The following is a 12,787-nucleotide window of genomic DNA, read 5'->3' on the forward strand; positions in this document are numbered from 1 at the left end:
GTGTACGACCATCAACTGACTGTATTTTAAGAGATGAGGGTGGGAAGTGGGATAAAAAACAGCGGTTACCCAGTTGTTTTGAATTAAATGTTGTACCTTTGCAGCGCATAACTCTTCTATTGATAAAGCATCAAAAAGTTTGATATGTATGCTTTTTAAGCATGAAGATTGTTTCAGTGTCAGTAAATTTTATTTTTTATTAGCATGAAAATTGAGAACCAAATTGCAAGTTCTGTCATTGCTTCAGTGAAAGAACTCTATGGTCAAGAGGTACCAATGTCAATGGTACAACTACAAAAAACAAAGAGTAACTTTGAAGGAAACCTCACCTTAGTGGTTTTCCCTTTTTTGAAAATATCCAAACAAAAGCCCGAAGATACAGCACAGGCTATCGGTGAACTATTGGTTAGAGACTGCTCTGCTGTGGCAAGTTTCAACGTAGTGAAAGGTTTTTTGAACCTCAACATTGCCAAAGAAGCATGGGTAGACCTACTGAACGACATTCATGCGGATGAGAAGTTTGGCGAAAAACCAGTAACCGAAGACTCACCACTCGTGATGATAGAATACTCATCACCTAACACGAATAAGCCGTTACACTTAGGACATGTGCGGAACAACTTGTTGGGATGGTCATTGGCACAAATCATGGAAGCCAACGGCAACAAGGTGGTGAAGACGAACATCGTGAACGATAGGGGCATCCATATTTGCAAATCAATGCTTGCATGGCAGAAATGGGGCAACGGAGAGACACCCGAATCGAGCGGAAAGAAAGGAGATCACCTCATTGGCGACTACTATGTGGCATTTGACAAGCATTACAGAGCCGAACTGGCAGCACTGAAAAGCAAGTATATGGCTGAAGAAGGGCTGGACGAAGAGACGGCAGAGAACAAAGCAAAAGAAGAGTCAGCATTGATGAAAGAGGCGCGTGCCATGCTTGTGAAATGGGAACAAGGCGACAAGGAGGTACGCACGCTATGGAAAAAAATGAATAGTTGGGTTTATGCTGGCTTTGACGAGACCTACAAGGCATTGGGCGTAGGCTTTGACAAGATATATTACGAATCAGATACTTACCTCGAGGGAAAGGCTAAAGTAGAAGACGGACTCAATAGAGGACTGTTCTTCCGAAAGGATGACAACAGTGTATGGGCAGACCTTACAAAAGAAGGACTGGACCAAAAGCTGTTGCTTCGTTCTGACGGCACCAGCGTGTACATGACGCAGGATATTGGTACGGCTGAAATGCGCTTTAAGGATTTTCCTATCGACAAAATGATATATGTGGTTGGAAACGAGCAGAATTATCATTTCCAAGTACTGTCAATCTTACTTGACCGTTTAGGATTTAAGTGGGGCAAGGAGTTGGTACACTTCTCATACGGCATGGTTGAACTACCAAACGGTAAGATGAAAAGTCGCGAGGGAACTGTTGTCGACGCCGATGAGTTGATAGCAGAAATGATTGCCAATGCTCGCAAGACCAGTGATGAATTGGGCAAGTATGACGATATGAGCGAACAAGAAAAACAAGACATTGCACGCATTGTAGGATTGGGAGCCCTCAAATACTTTATCCTGAAAGTAGATGCACGCAAAAACATGCTGTTCAATCCAGAAGAGTCTATCGACTTCAACGGCAACACAGGACCGTTTATTCAATATACGTATGCGCGAATCCGTTCTATCATGCGGAAAGCCGAAGCAGAGGGCATAAAACTGCCCCAGCAATTATCTACAAATGCTCCTCTGAATGATAAAGAGATTGCCTTGATTCAGAAGTTGAACGACTATAAAGCCGTGGTAGAACAGGCTGGCACTGACTACAGTCCAAGTGGTATTGCAAACTACTGTTACGAACTGACCAAAGATTTTAATCAGTTCTATCATGATTACAGCATTCTTAACGCCAATTCAGAAGAGGAAAAGAAAGCTCGCTTAGTGCTTGCAGCGAATGTGGCAAAAACCATTAAGAATGCAATGCAATTGTTAGGTATCGAGGTGCCAGAGAGAATGTAGAGAAGAACTGGCGGATGAAAGATAATTGTGTAAATCCTCCTGATTATCGGCACGACACAGTATTGCCCTTGCCCTTAGAGGTGAAGGCAAACGCATGGGCAGTGGATGCCGCATGTTCGGGCAATCCCGGACCAATGGAATATCGGGGGATAGACTTGGCTACAGGGGCTGAAGTGTTTCATTTCGGTCCCCTACATGGCACTAATAATATAGGTGAGTTTTTGGCTATCGTACACGCCTTGGCTTTGTTAGAGAAGCAAGGTGATACACAAAAAACAATTTACTCGGACAGCTACAATGCCATTTTGTGGGTGAAAAAGAAACAATGTAAGACAAAATTGAAACGCACCCCACAAACCGAACCGCTTTATCAGATTATTACAAGAGCCGAACAGTGGCTACGCACCCATGCTTACCAAAATCCTGTCATTAAATGGGAAACAGCAAAATGGGGCGAAGTGCCTGCAGATTTCGGACGAAAATGATGGAGCTGTCAGCCCTGTGCAGTGCTTTGCTTTTCAAAAGGATGATGTAAAAATAGTAGTAGAATCTGCCTTAAGAAAAAAAAATAACCAAACGAAAGTTTTTATTAAAGAAGAAATCCCTTTTATCATAATTCTTTATACCTGTGCTACATGAATATATTCCGCAGTTTGTTATATGTTGCCATTGGTGGAGCCATGGGGTCTGTAGCCCGATATCTACTTTCTAAATTCGTGTCATCGAGTGTTTTGTCGGTATTTCCCTTCGCAACGTTTGTCATAAATCTTCTCGGCTGCTTCCTCATTGGCATCTTTTGTGGATTGGCAGAACGAAATGTAGCTATTCAAGGTGACATGAAACTTTTATGGATTACAGGTGTCTGTGGAGGTTTCACCACGTTTTCAACTTTTTCAAACGAAAGTCTTTCACTTTTACAAAACGGGCATGTTTTATACGGAGCTTTGTATATTGCAGGCAGTGTCTTCCTTGGAATTTTAATGGTGCTTATAGGATTGCGCCTTGTCGGTTAAGGGATTTTCTTCGTTTACAAGTCAAACTTTATTCCATTTAATCCGCTAAATACAGCGGTTTTTACAAAAAAAGTGTGTAAAATGATAGAATTTTAGACATCAAGCTATTGAATATCAATTTTATTTTCTATCTTTGCATCCGCAAACTTATCATGCTCATAGCAATAAGTCGGACTTGTAGCTCAGTTGGTTAGAGCAACAGACTCATAATCTGGAGGTCCCTGGTTCAAGCCCAGGCTGGTCCACAAAGGAAATCAAGGAGTTACAGCAATGTAACTCCTTTTTATTTGGAAACGAGTAAAAATCAGAAGAAATTCAAACAAAGAGATGTTGAATTTTTATCGGCTAAAGAATTGCAAAGGACGATATAAAATTTTATCACCGATTTTTCAATTAAGAATGATATTTTTACAACGAAAAACACCAACCTTACAGTGGATGTAAAATTGGTAGTACACTGCATGAAATGATAACAATTGATGCTGAATTATCTTTACAAAGTGCCTCTCATAACTCGCATGAAAACAACCAAAGGCAAAGTTGGTTGCAAATACGCGAGTTATAAGCGATGTTCATAATTTGTTGTTATTGAGACGGTTACGCTTTAGAGTCGTCTTTTCATTCCCATTTTTGCCAGTTTTTTGCGATTGAAGCATTGAGATAAGCCTGCAATTTGCATGCTTTAATGCTGTTGATACATGTGAATAACACCTCTAAAGAGTGTTTCCAAGACCGTTAAGTCAATGTTTCAACTTGAAAAGTTATCTATTTTGACAAAATCAGCCCATTTTTGTATACCGTTTGCCTATTGATTTTTTCTATTTTGAAGATTTTTGATGGTCGTTTTTTGGTAAAATGATAGGACAAAAACAACGAGTGCCTTTACCAAAAATGAGAAGAAGTGAAAGCGTTGAGAGATGTTATCTACTTTCTATTGATTGCTGTCCGCTAAAACTTACTTGAGCATAAAAAAAGTTTTAGCAGACAGCAATCATTTTTATCTGTTAGTACGTAATGATGCCCAACCAGCGCAATACGTCGTTAAGGTTGGCAACAATCATTAACAACAACAAGATGGCGATGCCAACATATTCAGCTCGTACCATGAACGTTTCACTCGGTTTGCGACGAGTAATCATCTCATAGAGCAAGAAAAGCACATGACCACCGTCCAAGGCTGGTATTGGCAAGATGTTCATGAATGCTAAAATGATGCTTAAGAAGGCGGTCATGAGCCAAAACATGTGCCAATCCCAGACGGGAGGAAATAGACTTCCAATAGCTCCGAAACCTCCTAACGACTTAGCACCATCGGCGGTGAAAACATACTTCATATCACCAACATAGCCTGCCAAGACATTCCAACCATATCTTGCACCTGCAGGAAAGCTCTCGAAAAAACCATATTCCTTTTTGGTTGGCGTGTAATACGAATACAAATTGGTCATGCCCACCCCTAACATCAGACTGGAGTCCAACAATACCTGAGCCGTATCTACCTTAGAAGTTGCAGGATTCATAAAGGCAATGCTTGCTGTACGAATTTTCAAACTATCCGCATGGGTCTTTGCTGCCATGAGTTCATCGCTCAACACGCCCACCTCTTCTTGGTAAGCATTCCAAGAATCAATAGGTTTGCCGTTGATACCCACCAAACGGTCACCTTTCCGAATGCCAGCCTTAGCTGCTGCACCAGAAGGCATAACGCTGTCTACATCTGCCAATACAAAAGGTGTTACAAAGCGTGGTGTGCTCTTCAACATCCCCAAAAGGTTCAGGTCACCAGGCAGGTTAATGCTCATCGGTTTGCCATTGCGAATGATATCTACCCGTTTGGCGGTGGACAAGTCGCGATACACATCAGCATTAAAGTCCCTGAATGCGCCTTGGTCTGTCCCCACAAGAATGTCATGGTCTTGAAAACCATACGACTTGGCTTCTTGATTGAAACGCATTCCCATGCTCATATCTTTGACCATGACATACGATTCTCCCCAATAAAACAGCACCATGGAATAGATAAAAAGCGCCAAAAGAAAGTTGACGGTCACTCCACCAATCATGATGAGCAGCCGTTGCCATGCTGGTTTGGAACGAAACTCCCAGTCTTGAGCAGGTTGCTTCATTTGCTCTGTGTCAAAGCTCTCGTCAATCATTCCTGAAATCTTGCAATAGCCGCCCAACGGAAGCCACCCCATACCATAAGTAGTATCGCTATTTTTGGGTTTGAAGCTAAAGAGATTTCCTTTCCATTTGCCAATGCTGACATCAAAGAATACGAAGAACTTTTCGACTCTTACTCCAAAGAGTTTCGCAAAAAACATATGTCCCCCTTCGTGCAAGAGAACCAATAAAGAGATAGCCAGTACAAACTGAAGCAATCTGATTAAAAATATTTCCATTTTATCTTAAGTTTTTTTTAGTTTATTGGTTGTTACGTTTTTAAGTTTTTCTGCCATAAGGCATATTACTCTAAAACAACTAAATCATCAACAGTCAGCTCATGAACTTATCAACTCATGAACTCACTAACGCCTTAACTCGTAAACCATCTCTTCCGCTACGCGACGTGTCTCTGTATCGGTATCCACATAAATTTGATATTGGGAAGATTTGTCATAAGACACCCGCTGCATCGTCTTCTCTATGATATTGCCCATGTCCAAGAACGAACATTTGCCATGGCGGAAAGCCTCGTTCACCACCTCGTTGGCTGCATTGAGTACACAAGGCATGTTGCCTCCTTGGCGCATGGCCTCATACGCCAATGCCAAACACTTGAATTTTCCCATATCGGGTTCAAAGAACTCCAAGGGTTGCTTAAACATATCTAAACGCTGCCCATGAAGAGGCAAACGCTCTGGAAAAGAAAAAGCATACTGTATAGGCAAGCGCATATCAGGAACACCTAACTGTGCCTTTATGCCGCCATCGGCAAACTGCACGGCACTATGGACAATGCTTTGAGGATGCACAAGTACTTGTATTTTCTCGACTGGAACACCAAAGAGCCACTTCGCTTCAATTACCTCAAAACCCTTGTTCATCATTGAAGCCGAATCTATGGTTATCTTCGCCCCCATTTCCCAAGTAGGATGTTTCAAGGCATCAGCAGCTGTTACGTGCTGCATCTGTTCCAAAGTGTAGGTTCGGAAAGGACCGCCACTGGCTGTAAGGAGTATCTTTTCTATTTCGTTATCACTTTCTCCAACGAGTGATTGAAAGATAGCACTGTGCTCTGAATCGACAGGTAGAATAGGTACATGATGTTGCTGAGCCAACTTGCAAATCAGTTCACCTGCAACAACAAGCGTCTCTTTATTGGCTAAGCAGATTTTTTTTCGAGCTTGGATGGCATGAATCGTGGGCGAAAGACCTGCAAATCCGACCATAGCTGTTAATACCATATCAATAGGAGTGGCTGACACGATTTCATCAAGCGCAGCCTTACCAGCATAAACCTTAATGTCTGGGCAATCATTTAACAGTTGACAGAGGGATTCATAATGCGCTTCGTTAGCAATAACGACAGCAGCTGGGCGAAACTTACGTGCCTGTTCAGCCAATTCCTTATAACGATTATTAGCCGTAAGGCAATAAACTTCATATAAGTCGGCATGCTGTTCAATCACATCCAACGCCTGTGTTCCGATGCTCCCCGTAGAGCCTAATATGCAGATTTGCTTTTTCATGAGTTGTATTTCCTCCTATCTTTTTTGGCTTATGAGCTTATAAATCTAATAAACCTTCTGGCAATGTGATGAATATTTGACGTTTCTCTCCGTCGATGTCCGTAATGAGTTCTTCATTAGCTGGTATCAATTTACCACCTTCCAGCTCGAACAAGACATTAAGCGTCGTATTATCAATTGATTGAATCACTCCTATTTGGTGTCCTGTTGTAGCATCAATGAGAGAAAAACCCAAAAGCTGCGCCCACGACCTGCATGTGCCGTCTTGATGTGCAACAGAACGTGGGAAGAATACTTCACTCCCTGTCAGTTCACGAGCTTGCACTTCTGTATCGACATCGCAAAACTTTATGTAAGCTGTCACATCGGTACGGAAGCGATATTCTTCAAAGAAAAAAGGCACCAAAATGCCATCTACCTCTAATATAAGGTAGTCAGCATCCGTACGATCAAACACATCGTCCTCAAAATGAAAAGACAATTCGCCTTTTACCCCATGTGGCTTTCCTATTTGTCCAATACGGCAAACATCCTCTTTCTTAATCATCTACTCGTTTTATATGTGCCCCTAAAGCATTCAGGCGCATTTCAATATTCTCATACCCACGGTCTATCTGGGCTATATTTTCTATTCTACTTGTTCCGTTAGCACTCAATGCAGCAATCAGCAAGGCAATCCCTGCCCGAATGTCTGGACTACTCATACGTCCTGCACGCAGTCTGATCTTCCTGTCATGCCCTACGACAACTGCACGGTGTGGGTCGCAAAGGATGATTTGTGCCCTCATATCGATAAGTTTATCCACAAAGAAGAGTCTACTTTCAAACATTTTTTGATGAAAGAGTACGCTCCCCCGTGCTTGGGTGGCAACAACTAAAAGGACTGACAGCAAGTCAGGGGTAAGTCCTGGCCATGGAGCATCGCTCAATGTCATGATGGTGCCGTCTATAAACGAATCTATTTGATAATGGGGTTGATGCGGAATCACGATGTCGTCACCTTCAACTTTTATCTTTATCCCCAGTCGACGGAAAGAATCCAAGATGATGCCAAGGTTTTTTACGGAAGCATCTTTGATTCTTACTCCATCACCTACCATGGCTGCCATGCCAATAAACGAGCCTACCTCTATCATGTCGGGCAATACCGTGTGTTCTGCTCCATGCAGAGTTGAAACGCCCTCAATCGTCAAAAGGTTTGAGGCAATGCCACTAATCTTTGCTCCCATATCATTCAGCAAACGACACAACTGTTGAATGTAAGGCTCACAGGCTGCATTGTAAATGGTCGTAGTACCCTTAGCCAAAACAGCTGTCATGATAATATTGGCAGTACCCGTGACCGAAGCCTCGTCCAAAAGCATGTATGTTCCATGCAAATGCTCGGCTTCAATATGATAGATGTTACGAGACTCTTCGTGCTTAAAGCTTGCGCCTAACTTCTTGAAACCCAAGAAGTGTGTGTCCAAACGGCGACGTCCAATCTTGTCTCCCCCCGGTTTTGCGATAGTTGCTCTACCTAAACGGCCTAACAGAGGACCTATCATCAACACCGAACCTCGCAAAGAAGAGCACTTCTGAACAAACTCGTCGCTATCCAAATAAGCCAAATCAATGGCATCGGCTTGAAAGATATATTCATTTTTATGAACACGAGTTACTTTGACGCCTACTTGCTGCAACAGACGAATAAGATTGTTCACATCAAGAATGTCAGGAATGTTCTTTATTCTAACAGGTGCTGACGTAAGAAGCGTTGCACAAATCACTTGCAAAGCTTCATTTTTGGCACCTTGGGGTTGAATCGTACCACTCAGCCTATGACCGCCTTCAATGACAAATGCCTCCATAGACTTATCGCTTCTTTCGTTTTTTATCTATATCTCGCATATCGATGCGATCGAATTTGAATTGATTAAGGTCGAGTACGATTTTCCCATCTGTAAACCTTTCCAAATCAAAAGCCACTTTCTCATCATCCGAAGAGCCATGCCCCCACTGTACCAAGTCACGCTTCATCTGGTTAGCAGTGATACGAGTCAGTTCGTCACGTTCCTCCCCAGGCTCCATGTTCTTCAGTTTTTCAAACATTTCAAACATCATGTTGCCATAATGTCGCACAGGAATACGGTTCATGGGATACTGCACAGGCTCTGCTTTCGTATAAATCTTAGCTGCTTGAGATACATCGAAAGGATAATCGATGTCCAATTCAAAATTGCTCATAATAGCCAAATGGTCCCACAGCTTGCGTAGGTATTCCTCGCTCTCCTTGTTTTGCGGAAACATACGAGCCATTGTGGAGACAATGGTCTCGGCACAATGTTGCCGCTCTTGTCTGTCGGTAATGGTCAACGCATAATCAACCATATTTTGTACCTCACGGCCATATTCTGGCAATATGAGTTTCTCACGTTGGGTATTATAATCTAATCCTTTAATATCCATAGCTTCTTTTTTTTCAATAGACCGTAACTTACCGAATCAACAAGGCAACGTTAAAGCAATTTCTTAGGGGTTTTGGCAACGAAATCCTTCAAATAAAACGGAACAAAATAGGCTACATCCTCAAATTGTTCATTCATCATCCGCTTCTCTGCCAAAGGGAACATGTATTTTGCCAAAGGCTCTACATTCTTGATGAGATGAGCGTTGGGGTGATTGATTACCTCGATACACTTTTCGGCACCATTCCCAAAGAAATAAACTGGACGTTCGTCGAGATACGACTTATATGTATCCGCATCGACCACATCGGCTTGAATGGGACGAACCTCATTCAATGCTCTGTCAAACAATTGTGCATATACTTCCATGCGACGAGCATCCAACATCGGACACAACAGCGCATTCTCTTCTTGAATCTGTTCGCGAAGCAAGACAGGCACACACAAGAGATGGAGCGTTGGTACTGATAACAGTTTTACGGAGCGTCCGTAACAAATTCCTTTTGCCATGGACACACCTATTCGAAGACCTGTATAAGACCCCGGACCACAACTCACAGCTACGGCATCTAACGGAATTAAATGACTATCAATGAACGATAAGGCCTCATCTACAAATACACCAAGCTTGACAGCATGATTGGGACCGCTACTATCTTCTTTCTCAAAAATACATGTTCCATCCTGACTTACAGCCACAGAACATACATCTGTACTCGTCTCTATGCTTAAAATACACGACATACGTCTATCTATATAATCCTAAATTAAAATGCAAATTTACGCTTTTTTCCTGCAAAATGATTACTTTTGCATAAATTTAACGTGTTGAAGCTATGATACAATCGATGACGGGTTACGGAAAAGCAATCGTAACCTACAAAGAAAAAAAAATAAATGTTGAAATCAAATCCCTTAACAGTAAGTCGCTCGACCTCTCTACTCGTATCGCACCGCTGTATCGAGAAAAGGAGATGGAGATTAGACAGCAAGTATCGAGTGCGCTGGATCGTGGGAAAATAGACTTTTCTATTTGGATAGAGAAGGATATTGCTAACGAAGTAAACCCGATTAACTCGGATATTGTTGCGCATTATTACCAACAGATTAAACAAATAGCAAAAACAACAGGCATTCCAGAGCCCTTGGATTGGTTTCAAACAATTGTCAGATTGCCCGACATCACATTGAAAACAGAAATCGAAGTACTGCAGGACGAAGAGTGGGATATGGCAAGACAGGCAATAGAGGACGCACTTCAGAATTTAATTAGCTTCCGTCAACAGGAAGGTGCGGCTCTACAAAATAAGTTCAATGAGAAGATTGATAACATTGCGCGTCTACTTCAAGAGATAGAACCTTATGAGAAGATGCGCGTAGAAAAGATTAGAACCCGAATTGTAGATGGTCTCGAACAGATTCCAAATGCCGAATACGACAAGAACCGCTTGGAGCAAGAACTCATTTATTACATCGAGAAACTCGACATCAGCGAGGAGAAACAACGCCTTGCCAATCACTTGAAATATTTTCGTGATACCATGAACGAAACTGCTCCCAACGGCAAGAAGCTCGGATTCATCGCACAAGAGATGGGACGTGAAATCAATACTACTGGTTCAAAAAGTAATTTGGCTGAAATGCAGAACATTGTAGTGCAGATGAAAGATGAGTTGGAACAGATTAAAGAGCAGGTGCTCAACGCTCTGTAAGCCAAGAAGGGGAGCCTCCCCCTACCCCTCCAAAGGAGGGGAGGTATAAGCTGGAGAGGATAGAGCGATTAGGATTTATAAAAATGACTCACACACAGGAGAGCTGTACCATTTGTACTTTGGGATTGAAGGAAAGGCTATCTTCCTGAACTCTATTCACTGCGCTGATGACTGTTGATAAAGGACATGGGGAAAAACAGGCAAGAAAAATATAAATACGAGACAGCAGATGCTTCTTTATACACAGTTTTGCAACAACGGGCACTGCAACATCGAAACTATCCGACGCAAGCCGAAGTTGTGCTTTGGGAATACTTAAAGGGAAATCGTCTGGGAGCAAAATTCAGAAGACAGCATCCGATTGGTCAATATATTCCCGACTTTGTATGCCTTTCCAAACAGTTGATTATTGAGGTAGATGGGGGTTATCACTTCATTGGCGACCAAATCATCTCTGACGAACAGCGAACAGCATATCTCGAGTCTTTTGGTTATTATGTTATACGATTCACAAACGAAGAGGTGTTGGCAGACACGCAAAACGTACTTCTGAAAATAAGACATATCATGAATCATCTAAACGAACAAAACAAACAGCAGACCGTACAAAACACCACGTCCACTGACAAAGCTCCCCTCCTTGGGAGGGGCGGGGGGAGGCTCTCATCTCGCCTCATCATCTTCTCTGCTCCCTCTGGAAGTGGAAAGAGTACCATCGTGAACTGGCTCATGCAAGAACATCCAGAACTAAAGTTGGCTTTCTCTATCTCGTGTACAAGTCGTAAACCAAGAGGTACAGAGAGAGATGGTGTGGAATACTTCTTCGTTAGTCCACAAGAGTTTCGCGAACGTATTGACAACGATGAGTTCTTGGAATACGAAGAGGTGTATGAAGATCGCTTTTATGGAACATTGAAAACGCAAGTGGACAACCAGTTGAAAGCGGGTCAGAACGTTGTTTTTGATGTAGATGTTAAAGGTGGCGTAAACATCAAACGGTTTTATGGCGACAGGGCATTGAGCATTTTTATTCAACCCCCTTCTATTGATGAACTGCGGAGACGTTTAGAGAGCCGTGCCACTGATGCGCCACAAGTGATAGAAGATCGCTTAAACAAGGCGGCTTACGAACTGACCTTCGCATCGCAGTTTGACAAAGTGGTGGTGAATGACGACTTGGACAAAGCAAAGACTGAAACACTGCAAATCATACAAGAATTTCTAAGACTTTGAAATCTATCGGCATCTTTGGCGGTTCTTTCAACCCCATTCACAATGGACACATCCAGTTGGCAAAGCACATTCTTAGGCTTTCCTCCTTGGATGAGATATGGTTCATGGTGTCTCCTCAAAATCCCTTGAAGCCACAAGGCAGCTTGCTCGATGACCATTTGCGCTTGAAAATGGCACAGGTTGCATTACAAGACGAACCAAGACTCATTGCTAAAGATGATGAATTCCGACTCTCTAAACCGTCATATACTTGGCATACGCTGCAATGTTTATCGAATGAACATCCTGACACCTCGTTTACACTCATTATCGGCGCTGACAACTGGCACGTGTTCAATCAGTGGGCACACTATCAAGAAATCCTTCAAAAATACGAAATCATTATCTATCCACGCCAGCACACCGCCATTGACACAGCGTCATTGCCCTCAAATGTTCATTTGGTAGATACGCCCCTATACAACATCAGTAGTACGGAAGTGCGTCAACGCATCCAGCAAGGCAAGTCAGTAGATCTGTTGATACCCTCTGCTATCGTGCCACTTGCCACTCGGTATTATCCACATCCATGAGCGTATGTAGGGTTGGCAATGCTTTTCATAGAAGAATTATAAATGCTGAATTTTCTTTACAAAGAGCCTCTCATAACTCGCGTGAAAACAACC

12 protein-coding genes and 1 tRNA gene are annotated in these 12,787 nt (G+C 42.5%); 7 read left to right on the plus strand and 6 right to left on the minus strand.

Features of this window, described 5'->3' with window-relative positions; genetic code table 11:
- Window positions 1-204 precede the first annotated feature (204 nt).
- The 4 genes from argS (at window position 205) to HMPREF9304_RS06545 (ending at window position 3,283) form a co-directional block, all read left to right on the plus strand.
- Entirely contained in the window at window positions 205-2,025 is a 1,821-nt protein-coding gene (argS, locus tag HMPREF9304_RS06530; RefSeq protein ID WP_036927590.1) for an arginine--tRNA ligase, read from the plus strand.
- Window positions 2,026-2,039: 14 nt separating this feature from the next.
- On the plus strand, window positions 2,040-2,510 hold the full coding sequence (locus tag HMPREF9304_RS06535; RefSeq protein WP_036927592.1) for an RNase H family protein: 471 nt from the start codon (window positions 2,040-2,042) through the stop codon (window positions 2,508-2,510).
- A 150-nt stretch (window positions 2,511-2,660) separates the two neighbouring features.
- Complete coding sequence (gene crcB, locus HMPREF9304_RS06540) at window positions 2,661-3,038, plus strand: fluoride efflux transporter CrcB (protein WP_036927594.1); 378 nt, start codon at window positions 2,661-2,663, stop codon at window positions 3,036-3,038.
- A 171-nt stretch (window positions 3,039-3,209) separates the two neighbouring features.
- Window positions 3,210-3,283, plus strand: a tRNA-Ile gene (locus HMPREF9304_RS06545).
- A gap of 759 nt (window positions 3,284-4,042) precedes the next feature.
- On the opposite strand, the gene rseP is transcribed toward HMPREF9304_RS06545, so the two are convergent.
- The 6 genes from rseP to tsaB form a co-directional block, all read right to left on the minus strand.
- A complete protein-coding gene (gene rseP, locus HMPREF9304_RS06550; protein WP_036927596.1) occupies window positions 4,043-5,440 on the minus strand; it encodes an RIP metalloprotease RseP in 1,398 nt (465 codons plus the stop codon).
- Between the two features lie 126 nt (window positions 5,441-5,566).
- Window positions 5,567-6,730 carry a 1-deoxy-D-xylulose-5-phosphate reductoisomerase gene (locus tag HMPREF9304_RS06555; protein WP_036927597.1) on the minus strand — a complete coding sequence of 388 codons (1,164 nt, stop codon included), beginning with the start codon at window positions 6,728-6,730 and terminating at the stop codon, window positions 5,567-5,569.
- A 37-nt stretch (window positions 6,731-6,767) separates the two neighbouring features.
- Entirely contained in the window at window positions 6,768-7,277 is a 510-nt protein-coding gene (gene rimM / locus HMPREF9304_RS06560; protein WP_036927598.1) for a ribosome maturation factor RimM, read from the minus strand.
- On the minus strand, window positions 7,270-8,580 hold the full coding sequence (murA, locus tag HMPREF9304_RS06565; protein WP_036927599.1) for a UDP-N-acetylglucosamine 1-carboxyvinyltransferase: 1,311 nt from the start codon (window positions 8,578-8,580) through the stop codon (window positions 7,270-7,272). The genes rimM and murA overlap by 8 nt, the downstream gene beginning before the upstream one ends.
- A gap of 4 nt (window positions 8,581-8,584) precedes the next feature.
- The gene (locus tag HMPREF9304_RS06570) at window positions 8,585-9,178 is read right to left on the minus strand and encodes a DUF4290 domain-containing protein (protein WP_036927600.1); all 594 of its coding nucleotides are present in this window, start codon (window positions 9,176-9,178) and stop codon (window positions 8,585-8,587) included.
- Between the two features lie 50 nt (window positions 9,179-9,228).
- On the minus strand, window positions 9,229-9,921 hold the full coding sequence (gene tsaB, locus HMPREF9304_RS06575; RefSeq protein WP_008124982.1) for a tRNA (adenosine(37)-N6)-threonylcarbamoyltransferase complex dimerization subunit type 1 TsaB: 693 nt from the start codon (window positions 9,919-9,921) through the stop codon (window positions 9,229-9,231).
- A gap of 92 nt (window positions 9,922-10,013) precedes the next feature.
- Here tsaB and HMPREF9304_RS06580 point away from each other — a divergent pair, with 92 nt between their 5' ends.
- From HMPREF9304_RS06580 to nadD, 3 genes are all read left to right on the plus strand, one after another.
- On the plus strand, window positions 10,014-10,889 hold the full coding sequence (locus tag HMPREF9304_RS06580) for a YicC/YloC family endoribonuclease (protein ID WP_036927603.1): 876 nt from the start codon (window positions 10,014-10,016) through the stop codon (window positions 10,887-10,889).
- A 186-nt stretch (window positions 10,890-11,075) separates the two neighbouring features.
- Window positions 11,076-12,122, plus strand: coding sequence for a guanylate kinase (gene gmk, locus HMPREF9304_RS14010; RefSeq protein ID WP_081953663.1), 1,047 nt, complete (start codon window positions 11,076-11,078; stop codon window positions 12,120-12,122).
- On the plus strand, window positions 12,119-12,694 hold the full coding sequence (nadD, locus tag HMPREF9304_RS06590) for a nicotinate (nicotinamide) nucleotide adenylyltransferase (protein WP_036927605.1): 576 nt from the start codon (window positions 12,119-12,121) through the stop codon (window positions 12,692-12,694). The genes gmk and nadD overlap by 4 nt, the downstream gene beginning before the upstream one ends.
- Window positions 12,695-12,787 lie beyond the last annotated feature (93 nt).

Source organism: Hoylesella timonensis S9-PR14, assembly GCF_000762405.1.
Taxonomy (GTDB): domain Bacteria; phylum Bacteroidota; class Bacteroidia; order Bacteroidales; family Bacteroidaceae; genus Prevotella; species Prevotella timonensis_A.